Source organism: Microbulbifer marinus (genome assembly GCF_900107725.1).
Classification (GTDB): Bacteria; Pseudomonadota; Gammaproteobacteria; order Pseudomonadales; family Cellvibrionaceae; genus Microbulbifer; species Microbulbifer marinus.
Genome location: NZ_FNQO01000001.1, coordinates 117,621 through 140,665 on the forward strand (window position 1 = coordinate 117,621; position 23,045 = coordinate 140,665).

Genomic DNA, 23,045 nt, shown 5'->3' on the forward strand with positions numbered 1-23,045 from the left:
GAATTTTGCTCTCAGGGAAGAGCGCGTTGCGCAGTTTAAGGGAATAACAATGCAATTAGTTGTCGAGAACCGATCGGGTGTTCGCTATCGGGTCAGCCGCGGTTGGTCGCATCCGCCGGAAGGTCTGCTAAATCACGCAGCACTGGACCTGATATCAACCTTCGATGAAGCAACCATCGAACAGATATTCGATAAATTCTTCGGAATTGATCAGCGCATAACCTCTCCCGCAAGCCTCAACAAAGGCCCCCAGCACGACATTCTGCCGGCGCTCGGAACCGTCGCTAACTTTACCGGGTTGCTTAATGACCGCTACCGGGAAATCTACCTCGCACTGTCGCAAAACCGGCTGCTGATCGAAGAGGCCCCCCTCGGCGCCGCTGATCTGGACGAGCGTCAATCCGACTTGCGCACGCGTATCCGTATGGCGCTGCAGCAGGTCGTTGCCGAGGAGCGGGCCGAGGCCGCCCGAATTCAGACCGTCCACGAAAAGCGTAGCGCGTTGGAAAAAGTGGGGGCCTATATCGAGCGCGGCGGTGCGGGCCTGGGACGGGCCGCTTGGGATCTGGCCGTCTGGGTCAAGGATGTCGGCGAAGTGGTGGCGCTGATCAACCCTGTGCGGCAGAGCACCGGGATGCTGATGGCCGCCGGCAACTATTACCTGAACGACCAGAATCCTGCCGAGTCGGCGCGCGCGCAGTTGGCGAAAGTTCGCAAGGAAATCGTCGACGTGCTCGGGTTCGATCCTGCCAATGTCACGGTCGAGCAACTCGAGCAGGCTTTTGAGGTCGCCCACCTGATCTATGGTGACAGCGGCCTGCGCAGTGATATCACTCGGTTCGCCAGGGATTATGTGAAGGCGCAGCACAGTCTGGAACTGACGGAGTTTGCTGGCGGCGGCGTCTTCGAAGTCATACTGACGATAGTGCTGGCAGCGGTCACCGGCGGAGCGGGCGCTGCTGCGGCCATGGCCAAGAATACACGGTTGATGAAGCGTTTCCGCGGTGTCGGCGAGCTGATGGTGGATTTCGCCAAGCACCGCAAGCAGCGGCTCGCGCTGGCGGAAAAGCGCGGCGCGCGGCTCGAGGGGACAAAGTTCAGCGACCTCGAAACCGTGGATGCCGCCGAGCCGTCTGTAACGCCGGCCCCGGCCGCACGGAAGCCGAGTGCGGCGGCAAGAGGCGATGGAAAAGAAGGTGGCGACAGTGAGAGCCCCGCATCTTCCGCCGAGCCGGATAAGACCAGCAGTGAGACCGGCAGCAACCAGAATGGAGCAAGCACTCAGTGCAATGCCAACGCCTGTGAGGGCGGTGAGCCGATCAACCTGAAAACCGGCGAGGAGCGCCTCACGCTAGTGGATGCGGTACTGGACGGCCCGCTGCCATTGACGGTCGCGCGCACTTATCGCAGCAGCAATCCAAAAGATTTCGGTATGGGGCACGGCTGGACCCACACGCTGGGCGAACGCCTCGAGTGGCGTGGCGCCGGCAGTGCATTGCACTTCCATGATGCCGAAGGCCGGGTCATCGCACTGCCGGAGCCGGGCGCCAGTGGCCGCAGTCACAATGTGGTGGAGGGGCTTACTCTTACCCGCGTCCGGCATGACCACTGGGTGATCGCACCCTACGGCGCACCCAGCGGCGTGCAGAAACACTTCAAGCCTTGCAGTCCCTCAGCGGACTACCTGGTCCTGGCGGAGATCCGCGACGGTTACGGCAACGGGTATATCTTCCATTATGTCGATGGGCGCCTGATTTGCGTCGAGAGCAGCCTCGGCGAGGCCCTGCATATCAGCCCGGCAGGCGACCGTATCGGTGCGCTGAAAAAAGAAAACCGCGATGGACGCATCGTACCCCTGGCCAGCTACCGATACGACGACGCGGGAGATCTGATCGAGGCGGCAGATGCCGAGGGGCAGAGTGAGCAGTACCAATACCAGCGGCACGTCATTAAGAGACGTACCCTGAAGAGCGGTTACAGCTTCCATTTCGAGTGGGATACGGACGGCCCAAGTGCCCGCTGCCTGCGCCAGTGGGGCGACCCTATCGACGGCCAGCCTACCTACAGCTATCGCTTTGCCTGGGACGATGACGGCAAGGGTGTCACGGTGACCGATACCCGCGGTGGTGAAGAGCGCTATCGCTTCAATGAGCGCGCACTGCCGATCTATCACCGCGACCCGGAAGGGGGCGAGACCCTCTATACATACAATGCGCTCGGACAGCTGACCAAGGCGCAATTGCCGAGCAATGACGGCATCCCGCGCGAGGAGCACTACGAATACGATCGCTATGGCCGGCTGATCAGAAAGGTCGATGCGTCCGGCGGCGAGCACCGCATCGAATACAACGTCGAAGGGCTGCCGGCAAAGATTACCAATCCCGCCGGTCATTCCTGGCGGCGCCAGTACAACAGCAGCGGCCAGGTCACTGCCACCGTTGATCCCCTCGGCAATACCACCCAATACAGCTACAACCCCATCGGTCTGGTGGGCAGCATTACCGATCCACTGGGCAACACCACCCGCTATCTGTGGAATCCTCAGGGCAAGCTGAGTGCCGTGCACGATGCGATGGGCCGCGTGCAGCATTACCGCTATGACAGCGCGCAGCGTCTCGTGGAGGTGCAGCACGGCCCCGAGCAGACCACACGCTACGAGTACGACTCTCAGGACCGCATCAGTGGGGTGACCGGTCCGGACGGTGCCCGTACCCGGTATCGATACAATGCGCAGGGTTTCGTGACCGAGATCTTCGACGCCGCGGGCCGCAGTACCCGCTATGAATACGACGGCCTGAGTCAGGTAAGCACGCGCATTAATCCCGATGGCAGCCGGCTCGAGTATCACTACGACGGCGAGCGCAACCTGGTCGGCCTCACCAATGAAAAAGGTGAGCGGTACCAGCTCAAGTACGATCACAGTGAGCGCCTGATCGAGGAAGTGGGCTTCGACGGCCGTGTGACACGCTATGCCTACAACCGCGCCGGCCACCTGGTCAGCAGCCGCGCGGTTACCGATCCACAAAGCGGCAGTGGCATAGATACGGTTTTCGAACGCGATCCCTTCGGCCGCCTACTGCGTGAGACCACGCCGGACGCTGTGACCAGTTTCCGCTACAACCGCATGGGGCAGATGGTCGAGGCTGAGAATGCCCACCGCAAACTGCGCTGGGAATACGATGCCTGTGGCCGTGTCATTGGCGACTGGCAGGATCAGGCCGAGATTCGCCATCGCTACGACGCCGCCGGCAATCGTACCGCGACCACGCTGCCCGACGGCGAGATGTTGAACTTCGCCTACAACCCCGCCGGTCAGTTCGAGAGCCTATACCACCGCCCTGCGGGCGCCGAGACCGATCAGCTGCTCGCGGCAATCCGGCATGACGACCTGGGCCGCGAGATCCATCGCCAACACGGCAATGGCCTCACCAGTGAGCGCGATTACGACCCGCAGGGCCGCCTGCACAAAGTTCGTCTCGGCAAGGCCGCAGGTCCGATTGAAGATCCGCTGCACGAGCGCGGCTATCACTACAATATCGCCGGACAGCTGGCGCAGATAGATGACAGCCTGCGCGGCAGCCGCAAATACCTTTACGACGCGCTGGATCGCCTGACCCAGGTGCAGGGCCCGAATCCCGAGCACTTCGTCCACGATCCGGCCCACAATATCCTCGCTGCAGCAGCGTCACCGGAAGAGGCGCAGCAACAGGCGGGCACCACGCAGGTGAATGGCAACCGCCTGGCGTTCCGCGGCGACACCCACTACCGCTACGACGTCCACGGTAACCGTATCACCGCCTTGCGCGGCAAGAGACAGAAGCTGCAGACCCGCTATCACTACAACAGCAAACAGCAGCTGGTACGTGTCGAGCAATTGAGAGTAGAGGAGGGCGGGGAAGAGCGGCTCTTGCGTGAGACCCGCTATCAATACGATCCCCTCGGAAGGCGTATAAGCAAAAGTGATGCCGGCAGGGAGATCGACTTCCTCTGGGATGGCGATGTGCTGCTGCGGGAAACTACTCGCGATACCCAGACGGGTCAGGACCTGAAGGCCCGCTCTTACTACTTCGAACCCGGCACCTTCAAGCCAATTGCGTTAAGCGAAGAGAATGAGGTCTATCACTACCACCTGGATCACCTGGGCACACCGGATACACTGACGGACAGCAACGGTGAAGTCGTTTGGAGTGTCAGTTACCGGACCTATGGCAATGTGGCGCTGGCGAATTGCGATGCTGTCGAGCAGCCGATTCGATTTCAGGGGCAGTATTTTGATGAGGAGACCGGGCTGCATTACAACCGGTTTCGGTATTATGATCCTGAGATAGGGCAGTTTACGACACAAGATCCGATAGGAATATTAGGGGGTGTAAATAGCTATAGGTACGCGCCCAACCCTATTTCTTGGATAGATCCATCTGGCTGTAAATGTAAAGAAAATTGGGACTCTAAAGTACAGCGTTGGCGTAACTCCAATGGTCAATTTGTTAAAAAATCTAAAGTCGCAACTGAGCCAGATACAGCTTTCTTCTGGTCTGGGCGCACGGATGGCATTGGTGGCCAGAATGTCGCTTGGGAAATCGCCGAGCAAAAAGATGGCGTGACACTTGAGATACTATTAGATAAGAGGAGGATAAACATGCCGGATTGGGACCCGAATAATCCGGGCGCCATAAAGGCGTGGGAAGATATATCTAAGCAGTATGCAGAAAGCGTTTCAGGAGAGGTTAGGGCTGTGGTTGGGCAAAATATGAGACCGGGGAATATTTGGGAAAATAGAGAACTGCCGGCTTTGCTCAATAATCCCAACGTTTCCAAGATTACAACAATTGATCCAAAATCTATGCAAGAAACAATAATTTTCGAGCGTTAGCAACATGATTAAAGAAATTGCGAGAGGACATATAGTTCTACAAACTGAACATGGGACTGTAACAATTTTAGGGGAGGCACTACTTCCTGGTTATGGGTCTCCTGATTTTATTGCATATGAGAACAGTATAAACGAGTGGGATGAACCAAAAGGTGAACTGATTGGGTGTGATTTAAAGAAGAAGATCTTGAGGCAACTGCTGTCGGATGCAAAGGAAAGAAATATTAAAATAGAGATAGAATGAGATGGGTAAATAGTAGGTGTATTACACTTGCGTCGCCTCATAGCTTGTCTACGCGCGCTTCGCTACGGCGTCCAAAACTGTTCCCGGCAATTTTGTCGAACGGGGCTCTCACACGAGGATCCAAAAAATACAAAAAAGGCCCACACTTTCGTGTGGGCCTTTTTTGTATATGACGGACCGGACGGGAATGATGAGCGCCATCCATGGCGCTCACCCTGCGGGCGCCTGCGCTTTGCTTCGGCGTCCAAAATTGCTCCCGGCAATTTTGTCGAACGTGGGATCTCACCCGCGATCCCCCATATACAAAAAAGCCCCGCTCTTGCGAGCAGGGCTTTTTTGTATATGGCGGACCGGACGGGACTCGAACCCGCGACCTCCGGCGTGACAGGCCGGCATTCTAACCAACTGAACTACCGGTCCGCAGTTCCCTTCTTCCCTTAAAAATCCCTACCCAGCAGGTGAAAGGGAAGTGGTGGGTGGTACAGGGGTCGAACCTGTGACCTACGGCTTGTAAGGCCGTCGCTCTCCCAACTGAGCTAACCACCCGACGTCAGGGGCTGCGTATCTTAACGAAAAACTTTGCCCAGTCAACGCTTGTAGAAAATAAACCCCGCTGGATAGCAACCTGGTCGCCATTTTTCTTTTGTATTCGGTGGTTAAATTTTGTTCGGGATTTCGTCGGGCGACTCTTTGCGGGGCTGCCGTATGAAGATTGTCGCTGCCACGCGTTGTTGGCTGCGGTAATATGTCCGCATCAGAAATAGAGGGGAATTTCGATGAAACGATGCTGGGTACTTGCAGGCTTGATGGCACTGGCGGGCTGTCAGAATATGGAAGCAGTTTCGCCCTGGGTCGATGTGGGCAACCAGATCGCAAAAAACGCGGGCTATGATACCGATTCCAGGCTCGCCCGAGGTATCAAGGAAACCTTGTATACCAGTACCGACCGTGCCAGTACCCGGCTGTCACAGTCGGGGGCATTCAACCTGCAGCTGCCAGCGGCTGCGCGGCCCGTCGCGGACAGCCTGCGCCAGTTTGGATTTGGTAGTTATGTGGACCAGCTGGAAATCGCGATGAATCGTGGTGCGGAGCAGGCAGTAGCCGAAGCGGCACCGGTGTTCAAGCAGGCGATAACCGGCATGACGGTCAATGATGCCCTGGGCATTATCCGTGGCAGTGATACCGCGGCGACCGACTACTTCCGCGGGCAAACTGAAAGTGCACTTCGCCTGCGTTATCAGCCGATTGTGGAAGCAAACCTGCGCAAGACCGGCTTTTACGACCAGTACAAGAGTATGCTCGCGGTCTACGGCAAATTGCCGATCGCCAGCAAACCCGACATGGACCTGGAGCGTCATGTGATCGACAGCAGTATGTCGACGCTGTTCAGCCGAATTGGCGAGGAAGAGACGCTGATCCGGAGGGATCCGGTTGCTCGCGGTAGCGTGCTGATCGGGCAGGTGTTTGGTGCGGCGGAGGGGTAGTGGTTCTATTCTCTGCGTGGCGAGAGTTTGCCTAAACGAAAAAGCCCGCTACGCGCGGGCTTTTGCTTTTTATCTGGGCTGGACGGGATTGACTCGGGCCGTCCTGGCCCTCGCCTTGCGGGCGCCTCCGCTGCGCTGCGGCGTCCAAATTCGTTCCCGACGAATTTGTCGAACGGGATACAGATTCGGGCCATCCTGGCCCTCTCCCTGCGGGCGCCTCTGCTTCGCGTCGGCGTCCAAAATTGTTCCCGACAATTTTGTCGTACGCCGATCCAACATATACAAAAAAGGCCCACACTTTCGTGTGAGCCTTTTTTGTATATGGCGGACCGGACGGGACTCGAACCCGCGACCTCCGGCGTGACAGGCCGGCATTCTAACCAACTGAACTACCGGTCCGCATTCCTTTCTTCCTCTAATGATCCTGCCCAGCAGGTGAAGAGGAAGTGGTGGGTGGTACAGGGGTCGAACCTGTGACCTACGGCTTGTAAGGCCGTCGCTCTCCCAACTGAGCTAACCACCCCGCGTCAGGAGCTGCGTATCTTAATGAAAAATTTTGCCCCGTCAACGCTTTCCCGAAAAATTTTTTGTCTTTCAATAGCTTAAGCGGGTTGAGGCGCAGAACGCGGGCGTGTCCGATACGGGTGGCGCTGCTATAATCGCGCAAATTTCCGGCGGATTGAGATCGTGAGAGATACCGTGAGACAGAAAAGCTGGCTGGCCCCGATTGCCGCGGCGCTGTGCGCCCTGTGCCTGTCCCTGGCTGTACAGGCGGCGGTGGAGGCGGAGCAGTTGTCGTCGCCGGAGTTGCAGGCGCGCTATCACGTGCTGATCGAGGAGATGCGCTGCCCCAAGTGCCAGAACCAGAATCTGGCCGGGTCCGATTCGCCGGTGGCAGGGGACCTGCGTCGGGAGATCCGCCGCCTGCTGGAGGAGGGTTTCACCGATGAGGAAATTACCGACTACATGGTGGCCCGCTATGGTGACTTTGTGCTCTACCGCCCGCCACTGCAGCGCAATACGGTCGCCCTGTGGCTGGCCCCGGGGGTGTTCGGAGCCATTGGGCTGTTCGCGCTGATCGTGATAGTGCTGCGTTCACGCAGTGGCACCGGCGCGCGCCAGGACGATGCCAGTGGCGAATTGACGGAGGACGAGCGCCGCCGGCTGCAGCAGCTGCTCGGTGACGATGTGGATGGACTGAGCGGTAGCGGGAAGAAGAACGATGACTGAACTCTGGCTGGGCCTGGCACTGCTGATGCTGCCGCTCATATTCGTATTTCTGTGGCCCGCGCTACGCGGTGTCGGTGTACGGCGAGCGGCGAACAAGCGCGCGGCGCTGGCGGCGCTGTACCGTGAGCGTAAGGCGGAGTTGCAGGCGGCACTGGAAAGCGGCGCGCTCGACGACAAGCAATACGCGCAGCTGGAAGCCGAAATGGCCCGCAACCTGCTTGCGGCGGAAGAGGGCGCGGGCAGCGTGGTGTCCTCCGGTGGCGGTCGCGGGCTGCTGGTCGTGCTGGCGGTGGTGCTGCCGCTGGTGGCGGTGGGGATCTATTTCTGGTCCGGTAATTCTTCAGGGCTGGCGCTGTACCGCGAGATGGTCGCCAGTCAGCAGGGCAAGACCAATGCTGCGGATGAGGCCCGTATTACCCGCGAGCTGCAGGCGCGCGTCGAATCCCATCCCGAAGATCTGACCAGCCGCTATGTGCTGGCTCAGCGCCTGCTGGTGAGTGGTGATACCCAGGGCGCGGTGGCCGCCTATCGCTATGTGGTCGCGCGTGAGCCCCAGGCGGCAGACGTCAAGGCGGAGCTGGCACAGGCGCTGTTCTTCGCCAACGGCTCGCGGGTGAATGACGAGGTGCGCCGGCTGGCGGGCGAAGTGCTGGCTGTTCAGCCGGACAACGGCACGGCGCTGGGCCTGGCAGGTATCGGCGCCTTCGAAAACGGGGAATACCGCGCGGCGCGGGATTACTGGCAGAGTGCGTTGAATCAGTTGTCGCCGAGCTCTGCTGCTGCGCAGGCGCTGGCTGCCGGCGTGGCGCGGGCGGAAAAGGCGCTCGCCGACAGTGGTGAGCCGGTCGAGGCGGTCAAACGTGAAGTGGCGGCAGGCCCATCCATCCAGGTGCGTGTCAGCCTTGCGGATGGCGTCGAGGCCAAGCCGACCACGCCGGTATTTATCTACGCCCGCGGCAGTGACAGCCCGATTCCGCTGGCAATAGTGCGCCTGACCGCCGATCAGCTGCCTGTGGAGGTTGTGCTGGACGAGTCCCGCGCGATGATGCCCGGGCGTTCGATCGCCAATGTCGATGCGGTACAGCTGGTCGCCCGCCTTGCGGTGCGCGGCGATGCCCGCCCGGCGCCGGGTGACTGGCAGGGCATGATCGAATCGCTGCCGAAAACAGATTGGGGGGAGCCCCAGTCCATCACCATCGATAGCGAACTCTAGGCTCGGCAGGTCCGGGCCGGGGTGATGACCTGGCCCGGAATTGTGCCTCCTTGCGGATACCGGTCTCACATCTTCTGCACCGGGCCTGGTCGGGCTGACTAACGGTGAAAATTAGCGCTGAAACGCCCGCCGCTGCCATGTACAATTGGCGGTTTGGTGAGCCGCTGCCTAGAACAAATACCGAGTTAACAAATACATGCGTCTGAAGTGCATCAAGCTTGCGGGTTTCAAATCTTTCGTTGACCCGACTACTGTCTACTTCCCTTCCAACCTCAGCGCCGTGGTAGGCCCCAATGGTTGTGGCAAGTCCAATACCATCGATGCGGTGCGCTGGGTAATGGGTGAATCGTCCGCCAAGAACCTGCGCGGCGACTCCATGACCGATGTGATCTTCAATGGCTCCAGCGGCCGCAAGCCGGTGGGCCAGGCCTCCATTGAACTGGTATTCGACAACTCAGAGGGCAAACTGCAGGGTGCCTATGCTGCCTTCGCCGAAATCTCGGTGAAGCGAAAGGTGACCCGCGACGGCCAGAACAACTATTACCTGAACGGCGACAAGTGCCGCCGCCGCGACGTGACCGACCTGTTCCTGGGGACCGGTCTGGGGCCGCGCAGTTACGCGATCATCGAACAGGGCATGATCTCCAAGCTGATCGAAGCCAAGCCGGAAGATCTGCGCGTATACATCGAAGAGGCCGCCGGTATCTCCAAGTACAAGGAGCGCCGCCGCGACACCGAAAACCGTATGCGCCGCACCAAGGAGAACCTCGAGCGCCTGACCGATATTCGCGACGAGCTGGACCGCCAGCTGGCGCGCCTCGAGCGGCAGTCCGCCGCGGCGGAAAAGTACAGCCGTTTCAAAGAGGAAGAACGCAGCCATAAGGCCCACCTGCAGGCGCTCAAGTACCGCGACCTGAACGATCAGGCCCAGGGCAAACAGCGCCAGATCGGCGAGCTGGAGCTCACCGTCGAGGAGCTGGTGACCCGTCAGGTCAGCTGCGACACCGATATCGAACAGAAGCGCGTGGGCTACCACGAGCTTTCCGACAGCTTCAACGAAGTGCAGGGCCGCTTCTACGCCGTGGGTGCGGACATCGCGCGCCTGGAGCAGAGCATCGCCCACGCCCGCGAGCGCAACACCCGCCTGCAGTCAGACCTGGCGCAGACGGAGCAGGAATTCCGCGAGGCGGAGACCAATCTCGAGGTGGATCAGGAGAAGGCCGCCCAGTTCGAAGCCGAGCTGGAGGTGATCCTGCCGGACCTGGAAATGGTGCAGGCCGCGGAGGAGGAGTCCGCACAGGCCCTGCTCGCCGCCGAAGACCAGATGCGCGACTGGCAGAATGAGTGGGATCAGTTCAACCAGGGGGCCTCCGGCTCGCGCCAGAAGGCGGAAGTGCAGCAGTCCCGCATCCAGCACCTGGAAACCTCCCGCCAGCGCCTGCAGGAACGCATCAACAAGCTGCAGGCGGAACAGGCCGGCCTCAGTGACGGCGGCGATGACGGCGAAACCGAACAGCTAAGCGAGCAGCTGGCAGAACTGGAGCTGCAGGCCGGCGAGCGCCGCGAGTCTGTGGCAGAGAAGAACGAATCCTTGGCCGAGCTGCGCAGTCGCGAGCGCGATACCGCCACCGAGCTGGATCAGCTGCGCCTGCAGCTGCAGACCAGCCGCGGCCGCCAGGCCTCGCTGGAGGCGCTGCAACAGGCGGCGCTGGGGCAGGGCAAGGCGGTGGAGAACTGGCTGCAGCAGCAGGCGCTGGCCGATAAGCCGCGTCTGGCCGATCAGATTTCCGCTCAGTCCGGCTGGGAAAAAGCGGTGGAGACCGTCCTCGGCGCGCAGCTGCAGGCGGTCTGTGTCGATCAGCTGGAGAGCCTGGGCGAGAGTCTCGCCAGCTTGGAGAGCGGTCAGGCGATCTTTATCGACGGCGCCGGTGTTGCCGCCCCATCTGCCGGCAGCCTGCCGCAGCTGGCCGAAGTGGTCGAGGGGCCACAGTCCATGGCCGGTATTCTCGCCGGTATCTATACCGCCGAAGACCTGACTGCGGCGCTTTCACAGCGCGCCCAGCTGCAGGCGCATGAATCCATCGTCACCAGAGACGGGCTGTGGCTCGGCCCCAACTGGCTGCGGGTCAGCCGCGCCTCCGATGCAGAGTCCGGCGTACTGGCGCGCAAGCAGGAGCTGGAAGAGCTGGAGCAGGCGATTGCCGGCTGCGAAGAACAGATCGAAACCCTCAGCGAGCAGCGCGAAGAGCTGCGCCGCCAGGTGTCCGACCTGGAGAGCGGCATCGAGCAGTCCCGCGGTGAAGCCGAACAGCTGAGCCGCCGCGAAGCGGAGCTGCGCAGCCAGCTGTCCGCCCGCCGCGCCCGCGCCGAGCAGATGAACGAGCGCCGCACCCGCGTCGAGCAGGAAATTACCGAGGTGCGCGAGCAGTTGGAACTGGAGGGTGAATCCCTGTCGGAAGCGCGCCTGTTGCTGCAGGAAGCGGTCGAGGCCATGAGCGACGACACCGATCGCCGCGAAACCCTGCTGGCCCGCCGCGACGAATTGCGCGAGGCCCTGGATGCGGCGCGCCAGCGCGCCCGCGAAGACAAGGACCGCGCCCACGAGCTGGCCATGCGCGAGCAGTCGGTGCGCACCCAGATGATCTCCCTGGAGCGCACCCTGCAGGTGATGCGCGAGCAGCTTGAGCGTCTGCGCAGCCGTCGCGAACTGCTGCAGGAGCAGATGGCCGAGACCCAGGACCCGTCGCAGGATTTTCAGGCGGAGCTGGAAGAGAAGCTGGCCGAACGCATCGAGGTTGAGACCGAACTGTCCGAGGCGCGCAAGAAACTGGAAGAGGTGGAAAGCGGCCTGCGCGAGCAGGAGCAGGAACGCCACAAGGTGGAGTCCGCGCTGCAGGGCGTGCGCGCACAGCTGGAACAGGAGCGCCTGGCCGCACAGACGCTGGAGGTTCAGCGCAATGGCCTGGTAGAACAGCTGCGTGAGTCTGACCACGATGTGGATCAGCTGCTCGAGGAGCTGCCCGGTGACCTGACCATTTCTCAGGTCCAGCAGGAGCTGGAACTGGTGGCTGCGCGCATCTCGCGCCTGGGCCCGATCAACCTCGCGGCCATCGACGAGTACAAGCAGGAATCCGAGCGCAAGCACTATCTGGATCGCCAGTACGGCGACCTGATGGATGCGCTGGAAACCCTGGAAAACGCCATCAAGAAAATCGATCGCGAGACCCGTACCCGCTTCAAGGAGACGTTCGACCAGGTCAATACCGGCCTGCAGGAGCTGTTCCCGAAAGTCTTCGGTGGTGGTCACGCCTACCTGGAACTGACCGGCGAAGATCTGCTGGATACCGGTATCGCCATTATGGCGCGCCCGCCGGGCAAGCGTAACAGCACCATTCACCTTCTCTCCGGTGGTGAAAAGGCGCTCACTGCGATCGCACTCGTATTCTCGATATTCCGCCTGAACCCGGCGCCGTTCTGTATGCTGGACGAGGTGGACGCACCGCTGGACGATGCCAACGTTGGCCGCTATGCACGCATGGTGAAGGAAATGTCCGAGCACGTGCAGTTCATCTATATTACCCACAACAAGATCGCGATGGAGATGGCGAATCAACTGCTGGGTGTGACCATGCACGAGCCGGGTGTCTCACGCCTGGTATCCGTGAACGTGGAAGAGGCGGCCGAGCTGGCATCCGCATAAAGGCGTAAGGGAGAGACGCTGCAATGGGCAACTGGCTGATTACAATCCTTGCGCTGGTGTTGCTGCTGGCAATACTGGACGGCGTGCGCCGCGCAATTGTCAAGCAGCGCGCGGCGATGAAAGTCTCGCGTAACTTGTCTCGTGCGATGCAGGGGGATCGCGACGACGATAGGGATATCCTGTCTGTGCCGCGCCGGGTAACGCCGAAAGAAAGCGACGAGGACGATCAGTACCTCGATCCGGAGGAAGAGGCGAAGCGCCGACAGATCGCGCGGGAGCTGCCGGGGCAGGTGCGCGTGGTGCAAAGGCGCGCGCTGGAAGAGGCCCTGCAGGTAAATCGGCAGGTACAGGAGAGCTTTATGTCTTCGCGCAAACCGCTCGCCGGCAGCAATCCGCAGCGTGATGAGCCGGAGCAGGTATCACTCAACCTCGAAGAGCAGGTCCCCACGCTGATGGATTCCGTTTCCGTCGACGCACAGCGCCGCGAGCCGGAACTAAATGAGTCAGAAAGCCTCGAAGCCCTCAGTGCTGATGTAGCCGACAACGAGGAACCGGTAGCCGAGACAGTTGCGCCGGTCCAGGAATCCACCCGAGCGCCTAGAGCAGAAGCTCCGCGCAAGGAGAAGAAAGCCCCGGTGAACAAACAGAGCGAACAGGGACAGAGTGGGCCGCGCGAAAAATCCCCAGTAGAGGAGGTGCTCATCATCAATGTGATGGCTCCGGAAGGGGATTACTTTGAGGGTAATGATCTACTGCGGGTGATGGTTGCCGCAGGTATGCGTTTTGGGGAAATGAATATTTTCCACTATCACCAGGGCGGCGCTGCTGATGGCCCCGTGGTGTTCAGTCTTGCCAATATGGTGGTGCCCGGAGTCTTCGATCTGGCACAGATGGAAGAATTCACAACCCCAGGCGTGAGCCTTTTCCTGGCATTGCCGATCGAGGGTGAGGCGATCAAGGCATTTGAGCAGCTGCTCGCCACATCGCGCCAGATTGCCGAGCTGCTGGGTGGTGAGCTGAAAGATGAAAACCGCAGTGTTTTTACCGCCCAGACCGCCGAGCACTACCGCCAGCGCGTGATGGAATATCAGCGTCGCAAGGCCCTGGCGCGGGCCCAGGCCTGATTTCAGACAAAATATCATCGTAAGAGCGGCCGTTGGCCGCGATCGCCGTTTGCCATTGGCTGACTCGATCGCGGTCAACGGCCGCTCTTCCGTGTAGAATCCCTGCTTTCCATTCTGAATCCGTGTTGTTTGCGAACAATCGATGACCAATAAGAAAATTCCCAGCGAAAAATGCGAGCGCGCGCAGGAACTACACGAAATCCTGCAGCGCGCCAATTATCAATATTACGTGCTCGACAATCCGGAGCTGCCCGACGCCGAATACGATCGTCGCCTGCGAGAACTGCAGGAACTGGAGCAGGAGTTTCCGGAACTGGTTACCGCGGATTCGCCCACCCAGCGTGTCGGCGCCGAGCCCTTGTCGTCCTTTGCGGAAGTGCGTCACGAAGTGCCGATGCTTTCCCTCGACAATGCTTTCGACGATGAGGAATTGCTCGAGTTCGACCGCCGTGTGCGCGATCGCCTGAATAGCAAGGAGGCGGTGGAATACGCCTGCGAGCCAAAGCTGGACGGCATCGCCATCAGCCTGCTGTATCGCGATGGCGTGCTGGAGCGCGCGGCCACCCGTGGCGACGGCACCACCGGCGAGGACATCACGCAGAATGTGCGCACCATCGGCTCGGTACCACTGCGGTTGCTGGACAACGGCGTGCCCGAGGTACTGGAGGTTCGCGGTGAGATCTACATGCCCAAGGAGGGATTCGCCGAGCTGAACAAAAAGGCGGCGGAGGCGGGCGAGAAAACTTTCGTCAATCCACGCAATGCCGCCGCCGGCAGTCTGCGCCAGTTGGATTCGCGTATCACCGCCAAGCGACCGCTGCAGTTATGCGCCTATGGCGTGGGCCTGGTAGAGGGTGCCACACTACCCGGCAAGCACACGGAAATTCTGCAGCAACTGAATCAGTGGGGCTTTCGCATTAACAGCGAAATGGCCGTGGCTGAAAACATTCAGGCCTGTATCGATTATCACCAGAAACTCGGTGAGAAGCGCGAGCAGCTTCCGTACGATATCGATGGCATTGTGTTTAAAGTCAACGATATCGGGTTGCAGCGACGCCTCGGGTTTGTCGCGCGCGCACCGCGCTGGGCGATGGCATATAAGTTCCCCGCGCAGGAGGAAATGACGGAGCTGCTGGATGTGGAGTTCCAGGTGGGGCGCACAGGCGCTGTGACCCCGGTGGCGCGGCTGAAACCGGTATTCGTCGGTGGTGTGACGGTGTCCAATGCGACCCTGCACAATCGCGATGAAATTGAGCGATTGGGCGTAAAGATCGGCGATACGGTCGTGATTCGGCGCGCTGGAGATGTAATTCCGCAGGTGGTATCCGTCGTCGAAAGCAAGCGCCCGAAAAATGCGCGCGCCATCGAATTCCCGACCCACTGTCCGGTGTGTGCTTCGCCGGTGGAGTCGACGCCCGGTGAGGCGGTGGCGCGTTGCAGTGGCGGTCTGATCTGTAAGGCCCAGCGCAAGCAGGCAATCAAGCATTTTGCCTCGCGCAAGGCGATGGATATCGACGGTCTCGGTGACAAGCTGGTGGAACAGCTGGTGGATGAGGGGCTGTTGCACTCGGTATCCGGACTCTATCACCTGAAGCTGGAGGAACTGGTCGAGCTGGAGCGAATGGGGCAGAAATCCGCCCAGAATCTGCTCGACGCACTGGAGCACAGCAAGGAAACCACGCTGCCGAAATTTCTCTACGCGCTGGGCATCCGCGAAGTGGGGGAGGCCACCGCGCGCAACCTGGCACGGTATTACGGCGACCTGGAACCACTGATGCAGGCAGACGAGGAGTCGTTGCAGGAGGTGGAAGATGTGGGCCCGGTAGTGGCGCACTTCGTCGCCGAGTTTTTTCAGCAGCCTCACGCGCAGGAGGAGATCGAAGCGTTGCGCCAGTCTGGTGTGCACTGGGAACCGGAAGAGCAGGGCGGTGAAGAACAGCCTTTGTCCGGACAGACCTGGGTATTGACCGGCAAACTGGAGACTCTTTCCCGCAGCGAGGCCAAGGATTACCTGCAGCGCCTCGGTGCCAAGGTTGCCGGCAGTGTCTCCGCCAATACCGACAGTGTGGTCGCCGGCCCCGGTGCCGGTTCCAAGCTGAACAAAGCCCGGGAGCTGGATATTCCTGTAATGGACGAAGACGAGCTGCTGACAATGTTACGCGAGCGCGGCTTTGAGATCTGATTGACTTGATTATCGCGTTGGATCTTCATCGGGGCAGCCCGCAGGGCTACCCCGATGCTGTTCAAATATTGCGTAAGTGTCGGCCGGCAATTCGATCATAGTTTGATCAAAAAAATGTCGCGCTTTGATTTGCGATCTGGGTTATAGCTTTCTCTTCCCTTCGCCGTTAAAGTGAAGCTCCCAGGTTTTTTGCGCCGCGCATTTTTTATCCAGTGGCGCAGCGGTAAGGAAGAGAGCAAGTGCTTCAGGGCGATCAGGAATCCATTGTCTACGGCTGTATCAAAGACACCAACAGTCTGGCCGGCGGTGCCGATCGCAGGCGCGTCAATCGCACGGCGATTCTCGCGTTGCCGAGCGCCGACGAATGGCCCTTCCTGTGCCGTGATATGTTTTCCATCCCCACCATCAAGGTGAAGCAGTCCCAGTACCAGACCGATGTCATCCACTTCGGCGCCTCTTACCGGGCCGTGGAGTATGAGTGGAATCACTGGATACAGAAATTCGAGGAACTGCTGCGCAGCATGTATTGGGTTTCGGCGACGGTACACCTCGAGACGGAGCTTTCCGGTATTCACTCCTTTACCTGGGAGGCCGCCGGCCTCTATCACGAGCCGGGCAGTGGCGATATGCAGGTGCGTTGCGAGTGGACCCAGGAAGGTCGCGTCAGCGTCTGACGTCTTTCTCCGGCGCCTTTCTCCGGTGCCTCTCTCCGATCTTGGCTATGCTTAAATCGGTCGCAGTTTTCGACTTCGCGCTGCAGCGCGACTGTGATCCCGTCTCGCGCATCAATCGCTAATCTAGAGAATATTATTTCAGTAAAACCTGCTCATTGGTGGACGTAATTCCAATAAGTAGTGATTTTTGACTTGGCGTGGCGTGACGGCGGCGATAAGCTGTGAGTCGCAACCTTCGAGCAAGGGTGCCCGGCGGGCGCCCATACATGAAAGGAGTTCCCATGACCGCTTACAGATCCATGATTTTTGCCAGTGCCCTGATGCTGTCGCCGCTGTTGCACGCGGGCGAAGGCACCCAGGCCAACCTGATCTCGGAAGCGCCAGCGGATGCCAAGGTTTACATCATCTCACCGAAGGATGGCGAGACGGTTCCCCAGACCTTTACGGTGAAATTCGGCCTTTCGGGCATGGGCGTGGCGCCGGCCGGCGTTGACAAGGAAAAAACCGGCCACCACCACCTGCTGATCGACGTCGATGAAATGCCGGATATGACCAAGCCGCTTCCGGCCACGGAAAATATTGTCCACTTCGGTGGAGGGCAGACGGAAACCGAACTTACCCTGCCGCCCGGCAAGCACACACTGCAGTTGGTGATGGGTAATCACCTGCATATTCCATTCAAGAATCCGGTAATGTCGAAGAAAATTACCGTAGTAGTGGAATAGCGGTTGAGCAGAGGTTTTATGTAGCGATCGGAAACCTACCGAGCGGTGCAGATTGTGCACCGGGTGAGCTATGACCCAAGAATACCGCACTGAAAAGGACAGCCTGGGCGAAGTGCAGGTGCCGGCAGATGCCCTGTACGGCGCCCAGACCCAGCGCGCGCTGGAAAATTTTCCGGTCAGTGGCAGCCAGCTGCCGACGGAGTTTATTCGGGCAATCGTGTTGATCAAGAAGTCTGCAGCCCAGGCCAATAAGGAACTGGGGCTGCTCGACGAGAAACTGGCAGCGGCGATCATCGCCGCCTCCGATTCCCTCGGCGAAGAAGAGTTCGCCACTCAGTTCCCTCTGGATATCTATCAGACCGGCTCGGGCACCAGTTCCAATATGAATGTGAACGAGGTGCTCGCGCATATTGCCGAGCGTGATAGTGGCCTCCAGGTGAGTCCCAACGATCACGTCAATATGAGCCAGAGCAGCAATGATGTGGTTCCCAGTGCGATTCATGTTTCGGCGCTGCTGCGCGTACGGGATCACTTGTTGCCGGCCCTGCGGCACCTCCACGGGCAGCTGTGCGACAAGGCGGCGACGGTGGAGGATGTGGTCAAGACCGGGCGCACCCATTTGATGGATGCCGTGCCGATGACGCTGGCACAGGAGATCAGTGCCTGGGCGGCACAGGTGGAGTCCTGTCGCGAGCGCATTCGCGGGACGCTGCCACGCTTGGCGCAGTTGGCCCAAGGGGGCACCGCTATCGGTACCGGGCTCAATGCGCATCCGGATTTTGCCGAATTGTTCGCGCAGAAACTGAGCGCCAACAGTACCCAGCAATTCCGCCCGGCGGATAATCTGTTCGCCGCCATCGCCAGCCAGGACACGGCGGTCGAGTTGTCCGGCCAGCTCCGGGTGTTGGCTGTGGCGCTGATGAAAATTGCCAACGATCTGCGCTGGATGAACAGCGGGCCGCTCGCGGGTCTTGCGGAAATAGAGCTGCGGGCACTCCAGCCGGGTAGCAGTATTATGCCGGGCAAGGTCAATCCGGTGATCGGAGAGGCGGTGGCCATGGTAGCCGCCCGCGTGATTGGTAACGATGCCACCATCGCGTTGGCCGGGCAAAGTGGTAACTTCCAGCTGAATGTCATGTTGCCGCTCGTTGCGCACGCCTTGCTGGACAGTGTTCACTTGCTCGGCAGTGCTGCGCGGCTACTGGCCGACAAGGCGGTTGCCGATTTTGCCGTAAATCGCGAGCGCATCGAGCAGGTGTTGGCGCGCAACCCGATTCTGGTGACGGCGCTTAACCCCGTGATCGGCTATGCGAAAGCGGCAGAAATTGCCAAAGCCGCCTATAAGGCAGGGCGGCCGGTGATGGATGTGGCGATCGAAATGACGGATCTCAGCGAAGAGGAATTGCGCAAACTGCTCGATCCGGCGCGGCTGGCGAAAGGCGGTCTGGTTGGTGAATAGATACTGTTGCGCTGGAGGCCGGTAAGAAAGCGCGCAGCGGTATCAGGCGAACAGGGCAAGCCCCAGCAATATCGCGACCATAAGGGTCGCCAGGCACTCAATCCACGTAAACAGATGCCTGATGGTGTTACGATCTTCGCGTTGCAGCATTCTTTTGCTCATGCGAACCTCCCGCGGCGTTGACACGGCTGCGCCTATCCCTCACGATTCCACGCCGCGTCGGTGCACGGCACCGACATTACAATGGTAACGCCGCTGTCTGGTGGCAACCAATCGTCCACTGTTTTAATCAACGTTGTAGATCCCCATGGCTAAAAAGAGTCGCCGCTCCTTTGTTACCAGTGTGCTCGCCTGCCTCGCCTTCATCGCTGCGGCGATATGGAGTTGGGATCTGCCAGTAAAAGATGTTGCCTCCTATTTGGTGCTGCTGCTGATATTTCTCGCAGTGATTATTGCCGCAGCTCTGGGTTTCGGGGCACTGTTGAGCTGGTTGCGCAGGCGCAAAAAATAGATGTCAGTACCGGAAGAGGATATCCGCATACCCATCGCTTACCTCGAGCGGTTACTGGACGAGGCGATACGCCACGGCTGTGATCGCAGCGAGTTATTGGCATCGGTGGGGATCGACGAGCGGGAACTGGAGGGCGCCGCGGCATTCTCGGCGCTGAAGTATGGCCGTCTGTACCAACGGGTCATGTGGCAGGTGCAGGATGAGTGGTTCGGAATGCTGAGTGGTGGGCGCGTGCGCTCGGGCTCTTTCCGCCTGCTGTGCCTGACCGTAGTCAACTGTGCGACGGTACGTCAGGCCATCACCCTCAGCGCCGAATTCATGGAGATTTGCCGCGGCTTCAAGGTGAAACCGGTATTCGAGCCGGCGCCGGGCGGTCGCGAGCGAGTGGCCATCCGCGGTATCAGCTCGCTGGCGGAAGGCGAGTTCGAGCAACTGATCGCCGACACCAGCCCCGGCGTGATCCGCACGACTCTGGCGGTCTGGCACCGCTTCTACTGCTGGCTGGTGGGTCGCGAAATTCCGCTGGCGCGGCTGCATTTCTCTTTCCCGTGTCCGGAAGAATTCCGCACGCTGGCACAGAGTGAAGCCGGCGAGCTGCTGTTCGACCAGCCCGTCAATGCACTCGAATACGACAGCCGCTACCTGGATTATCCGGTGGTGCAGAATCCGCAGACGGTGGAGGATTTCATTCGCACCGCTCCGTACCACCTGGTCATCAGTGATGGCAGTGCCAACAGTATCAAGACCAAGGTGAAGACGATCCTGAATCGGGATGTCAGCGAGTCCATGCCCGCGGCAGAAGTGGTAGCGGAACGACTGAATATGTCGGTGACCACGCTGCGCCGGCGCCTGCAGCAGGAGGGCACCTCCTACCAGAAGCTGAAGGACGAGTGTCGCATGGAGGCCGCATTTCACTACCTCAGCTGCCCGGACCTGTCCAATGGGCAGATTGCCGAGATGCTCGGTTTTGACGAGTCCAGTGCCTTTTTCCGCGCTTTCAAGAAATGGACAGGTATCACTCCCGGCGAATATCGCAAGAGCGGTAGACTGGCCGCGGGACTGGCGGACTGACCGGAATCGCCATTTCTCCCTCTCTCACTGCCCCTATTTGTCACCGCTTTGGACGGATTTCGCCATAGAGGGGGCCGCCGCCTTGCTACTATGATGAACCAATCCTAGAAACTAGTCACGAATCTGACTGGCCGGTTTTTCGAGGCGAGTCGGTAAACTACAGCGAATTGAGGGTAGCAGGATGACCGATATCAAGATTCCATTGCGCGACATGCGTTTCGCCATGCGCGAATTGCTGGATTGGGACAAGCACTACGAGTCCCTGGGCTACGAAGAGGCCACTCCGGATCTGGTAGACGCCATCCTGGAAGAGGGCGCCAAGTTCTGTGAGAACGTGCTCGCGCCGCTGAATCAGGTTGGCGACCAGCAGGGCTGTACCTGGAAAGACGGTGAAGTCACCACTCCAGAAGGGTTCAAGGAAGCCTACCAGCAGTTCGTAGAAGCCGGCTGGCCGTCACTGGCCCATGATCCGGCCCACGGTGGCCAGGGTCTGCCGCCTTCGCTGGGTACCGTAATGAGTGAAATGGTGGGTACCGCCAACTGGTCCTGGGGCATGTACCCGGGTCTGTCTCACGGCGCGATGAATACGCTGGAGGCGCACGGTACCGACGAACAGAAAGACACCTATCTGACCAAGCTGGTAGAGGGTAGCTGGACCGGCACCATGTGCCTGACCGAACCGCACTGCGGTACCGACCTCGGTATCCTGCGCACCAAGGCTGAGCCGAACGACGACGGTTCCTATGCCATCACCGGTACCAAGATCTTTATCTCCGCGGGTGAGCACGACATGGCCGAGAATATCGTGCATATCGTGCTCGCGCGCCTGCCCGATGCCCCTGCCGGCACCAAGGGCATCTCCCTGTTTATCGTACCCAAGTTCCTGCCCAACGCCGATGGCTCCCTGGGCGAGCGCAACGGTGTCGTGTGCGGCTCTCTCGAGCACAAGATGGGTATCCACGGCAACGCCACCGCAGTCCTTAACTTCGACGGTGCCAAGGGCTTCCTGATCGGTCCGCCGAACAAAGGCCTGAACTGCATGTTCACCTTTATGAACACCGCGCGCCTGGGCACGGCACTGCAGGGCCTGGCCCATGCGGAAGCGGGCTTCCAGAAGTCCCTCGCCTACGCCAAGGATCGCCTGCAGATGCGTTCCCTGTCCGGTCCGAAAAATCCGGATGGCCCCGCCGATCCGATCATTGTGCATCCGGACGTGCGCCGCATGCTGCTGACCCAGAAGGCGTTTGCCGAGGGTGGCCGTATGCTGATTCTGCTGTGTGCACAGCAGGTAGACCGCCTGCAGAAGGGTAGTGACGAAGACAAGAAGGAAGCCGACGAGCTGCTGGCGTTCCTGACGCCGATCGCCAAGGCGTTCCTGACTGAAACCGGTCTGGAATCCGCCAACCTCGGTCTGCAGTGTTTCGGTGGCCACGGCTACATCGCCGAGTGGGGCATGGAGCAGAACGTGCGCGACGCGCGTATCTCCACCATCTACGAGGGCACCACCGGTGTTCAGGCGCTGGATCTGTTGGGCCGCAAGGTACTGATGAGCCAGGGTGAACTGCTGCGCCGCTTCACCAAGGTAGTGCACAAGTTCTGCCAGGCGGAGATCGACAACGAGGCGCTGGCTCCGTTTGTCACCAAGCTGCAAGAGCTGAACAAACAGTGGGGCGACCTGACTCTGCATGTCGGTGGCAAGGCGATGGAAAACCCGGATGAAGTCGGTGCGGCTTCCGTCGATTACCTGATGTTCTCCGGCTATGCCGTGCAGGCCTACCTGTGGGCGCGCGCCGCGAAAATCGCTAACGACAAGCTGGCCGAGGGTACCGGTGAAGCGGACTTCTACCGCGCCAAACTGGCTACCGCGCGCTTCTACTTCGATCGCATCCTGCCGCGTACCGCTAGTCACGCGACTGCGATGCTGAGCGGAGCGGCCAACCTGATGGATCTGGATGCGGAGCACTTCGCGTTCTGATACCAGGCCCGATCAGAAACCGCCGGTAGCACCGGCGGTTTTTTTATGGCGGAGCACCGGAGATTTTACCGGAGTGCCGCCAGCGGTTTTTATGGAGAGGCCCCCATGCAGTTGCCGGCTCAAATACTCGATCGCCTTCGGCGCCTAGCTTGTTCGCACCCACTCGCTCGGGTACAGTTCCGGCTACCGGATGCCAGTGACTTTTACGTCGATTTGGCGCGGGAATCCGAGCGCGGTGAAGTCGTGTCACAGTTTGGACATGCGGAAAGCCCAGCACTGATACTGGAAATGGCAAACAGCACACTGAGTGCTATATTGGACGGCCGTTTAAGTGCGCGCCACGCATTTCTATTGGGAGATCTTCTTTATTCCGGTGATCGGGAACTGGCTGCCGCACTGGCAGACCTGTTTCCCGCCGAAAGCTGACGGGGCAAGAGAACGAGGATGAGTCCGGGTATTCATCCCTTCCGCCCCGTAACAACATTACAAACAATAATTAAATGCCCACTCCCCCCTGCTGTTGGGAGATTTCGTCTATAAGAACGAATGGTATGGGCAAACCACAACAACAATTAGGATT

Annotated in this window: 15 protein-coding genes and 4 tRNA genes; 15 read left to right on the top strand and 4 right to left on the bottom strand. The window is 59.8% G+C overall.

Features of this window, described 5'->3' with window-relative positions:
- Positions 1 to 49: 49 nt before the first annotated feature.
- Positions 50 to 4,873 carry an RHS repeat-associated core domain-containing protein gene (locus BLW36_RS00580; protein WP_091383906.1) on the top strand — a complete coding sequence of 1,608 codons (4,824 nt, stop codon included), beginning with the start codon at positions 50 to 52 and terminating at the stop codon, positions 4,871 to 4,873.
- A gap of 4 nt (positions 4,874 to 4,877) precedes the next feature.
- Positions 4,878 to 5,117: an Imm74 family immunity protein gene (locus BLW36_RS00585; protein WP_091383908.1), complete on the top strand. Its 240-nt coding sequence runs from the start codon at positions 4,878 to 4,880 to the stop codon at positions 5,115 to 5,117.
- Between the two features lie 343 nt (positions 5,118 to 5,460).
- On the opposite strand, the gene BLW36_RS00590 is transcribed toward BLW36_RS00585, so the two are convergent.
- Positions 5,461 to 5,537 (bottom strand) — tRNA-Asp (locus BLW36_RS00590).
- A 50-nt stretch (positions 5,538 to 5,587) separates the two neighbouring features.
- Positions 5,588 to 5,663, bottom strand: a tRNA-Val gene (locus BLW36_RS00595).
- A 230-nt stretch (positions 5,664 to 5,893) separates the two neighbouring features.
- On the opposite strand from BLW36_RS00595, the gene BLW36_RS00600 reads away from it, so the two are divergent.
- Positions 5,894 to 6,601, top strand: coding sequence for a DUF4197 domain-containing protein (locus BLW36_RS00600; protein WP_091383910.1), 708 nt, complete (start codon positions 5,894 to 5,896; stop codon positions 6,599 to 6,601).
- Positions 6,602 to 6,923: 322 nt separating this feature from the next.
- Here BLW36_RS00600 and BLW36_RS00605 read toward each other — a convergent pair.
- Both BLW36_RS00605 and BLW36_RS00610 read right to left on the bottom strand, forming a co-directional pair.
- A tRNA-Asp gene (locus BLW36_RS00605) sits at positions 6,924 to 7,000 on the bottom strand.
- A 48-nt stretch (positions 7,001 to 7,048) separates the two neighbouring features.
- A tRNA-Val gene (locus tag BLW36_RS00610) sits at positions 7,049 to 7,124 on the bottom strand.
- A 176-nt stretch (positions 7,125 to 7,300) separates the two neighbouring features.
- On the opposite strand from BLW36_RS00610, the gene BLW36_RS00615 reads away from it, so the two are divergent.
- From BLW36_RS00615 to BLW36_RS17665, 12 genes are all read left to right on the top strand, one after another.
- Positions 7,301 to 7,831 (top strand): cytochrome c-type biogenesis protein, encoded by a 531-nt coding sequence (locus BLW36_RS00615; protein ID WP_244506073.1) that lies wholly within the window; start codon positions 7,301 to 7,303, stop codon positions 7,829 to 7,831.
- The gene (ccmI, locus tag BLW36_RS00620) at positions 7,824 to 9,044 is read left to right on the top strand and encodes a c-type cytochrome biogenesis protein CcmI (RefSeq protein WP_091383912.1); all 1,221 of its coding nucleotides are present in this window, start codon (positions 7,824 to 7,826) and stop codon (positions 9,042 to 9,044) included. The genes BLW36_RS00615 and ccmI overlap by 8 nt, the downstream gene beginning before the upstream one ends.
- Positions 9,045 to 9,240: 196 nt before the next feature.
- Positions 9,241 to 12,744: a chromosome segregation protein SMC gene (smc, locus tag BLW36_RS00625; RefSeq protein ID WP_091383914.1), complete on the top strand. Its 3,504-nt coding sequence runs from the start codon at positions 9,241 to 9,243 to the stop codon at positions 12,742 to 12,744.
- A gap of 23 nt (positions 12,745 to 12,767) precedes the next feature.
- Entirely contained in the window at positions 12,768 to 13,868 is a 1,101-nt protein-coding gene (zipA, locus tag BLW36_RS00630; RefSeq protein WP_091383915.1) for a cell division protein ZipA, read from the top strand.
- Between the two features lie 142 nt (positions 13,869 to 14,010).
- Positions 14,011 to 16,050 (top strand): NAD-dependent DNA ligase LigA, encoded by a 2,040-nt coding sequence (gene ligA / locus BLW36_RS00635; RefSeq protein ID WP_091383917.1) that lies wholly within the window; start codon positions 14,011 to 14,013, stop codon positions 16,048 to 16,050.
- A gap of 239 nt (positions 16,051 to 16,289) precedes the next feature.
- Complete coding sequence (locus tag BLW36_RS00640; protein WP_091383919.1) at positions 16,290 to 16,724, top strand: hypothetical protein; 435 nt, start codon at positions 16,290 to 16,292, stop codon at positions 16,722 to 16,724.
- Positions 16,725 to 17,005: 281 nt separating this feature from the next.
- Positions 17,006 to 17,449 carry a DUF4399 domain-containing protein gene (locus tag BLW36_RS00645; protein ID WP_244506074.1) on the top strand — a complete coding sequence of 148 codons (444 nt, stop codon included), beginning with the start codon at positions 17,006 to 17,008 and terminating at the stop codon, positions 17,447 to 17,449.
- 70 nt (positions 17,450 to 17,519) lie between these two features.
- Positions 17,520 to 18,908 carry a class II fumarate hydratase gene (locus BLW36_RS00650; protein WP_091383921.1) on the top strand — a complete coding sequence of 463 codons (1,389 nt, stop codon included), beginning with the start codon at positions 17,520 to 17,522 and terminating at the stop codon, positions 18,906 to 18,908.
- 307 nt (positions 18,909 to 19,215) lie between these two features.
- A complete protein-coding gene (locus BLW36_RS00655) occupies positions 19,216 to 19,419 on the top strand; it encodes a hypothetical protein (protein WP_091383923.1) in 204 nt (67 codons plus the stop codon).
- Positions 19,420 to 20,490, top strand: coding sequence for an AraC family transcriptional regulator (locus BLW36_RS00660; RefSeq protein WP_091383925.1), 1,071 nt, complete (start codon positions 19,420 to 19,422; stop codon positions 20,488 to 20,490). It begins immediately after the preceding gene.
- Between the two features lie 181 nt (positions 20,491 to 20,671).
- Entirely contained in the window at positions 20,672 to 22,465 is a 1,794-nt protein-coding gene (locus tag BLW36_RS00665) for an acyl-CoA dehydrogenase C-terminal domain-containing protein (RefSeq protein ID WP_091383927.1), read from the top strand.
- A 105-nt stretch (positions 22,466 to 22,570) separates the two neighbouring features.
- Positions 22,571 to 22,891 carry an SCP2 sterol-binding domain-containing protein gene (locus BLW36_RS17665; RefSeq protein WP_170833078.1) on the top strand — a complete coding sequence of 107 codons (321 nt, stop codon included), beginning with the start codon at positions 22,571 to 22,573 and terminating at the stop codon, positions 22,889 to 22,891.
- Positions 22,892 to 23,045 lie beyond the last annotated feature (154 nt).

Coding starts and splice junctions, on each gene's coding strand:
- smc (WP_091383914.1), top strand. CDS start 9,241: ATGCGTCTGAAGTGCATCAAGCTTGCGGGTTTCAAATCTTTCGTTGAC.
- BLW36_RS00650 (WP_091383921.1), top strand. CDS start 17,520: ATGACCCAAGAATACCGCACTGAAAAGGACAGCCTGGGCGAAGTGCAG.
- BLW36_RS00645 (WP_244506074.1), top strand. CDS start 17,006: ATGACCGCTTACAGATCCATGATTTTTGCCAGTGCCCTGATGCTGTCG.
- ligA (WP_091383917.1), top strand. CDS start 14,011: ATGACCAATAAGAAAATTCCCAGCGAAAAATGCGAGCGCGCGCAGGAA.
- zipA (WP_091383915.1), top strand. CDS start 12,768: ATGGGCAACTGGCTGATTACAATCCTTGCGCTGGTGTTGCTGCTGGCA.
- BLW36_RS00660 (WP_091383925.1), top strand. CDS start 19,420: ATGTCAGTACCGGAAGAGGATATCCGCATACCCATCGCTTACCTCGAG.
- BLW36_RS00665 (WP_091383927.1), top strand. CDS start 20,672: ATGACCGATATCAAGATTCCATTGCGCGACATGCGTTTCGCCATGCGC.
- BLW36_RS00580 (WP_091383906.1), top strand. CDS start 50: ATGCAATTAGTTGTCGAGAACCGATCGGGTGTTCGCTATCGGGTCAGC.
- BLW36_RS17665 (WP_170833078.1), top strand. CDS start 22,571: ATGCAGTTGCCGGCTCAAATACTCGATCGCCTTCGGCGCCTAGCTTGT.
- BLW36_RS00600 (WP_091383910.1), top strand. CDS start 5,894: ATGAAACGATGCTGGGTACTTGCAGGCTTGATGGCACTGGCGGGCTGT.
- BLW36_RS00655 (WP_091383923.1), top strand. CDS start 19,216: ATGGCTAAAAAGAGTCGCCGCTCCTTTGTTACCAGTGTGCTCGCCTGC.
- BLW36_RS00585 (WP_091383908.1), top strand. CDS start 4,878: ATGATTAAAGAAATTGCGAGAGGACATATAGTTCTACAAACTGAACAT.
- ccmI (WP_091383912.1), top strand. CDS start 7,824: ATGACTGAACTCTGGCTGGGCCTGGCACTGCTGATGCTGCCGCTCATA.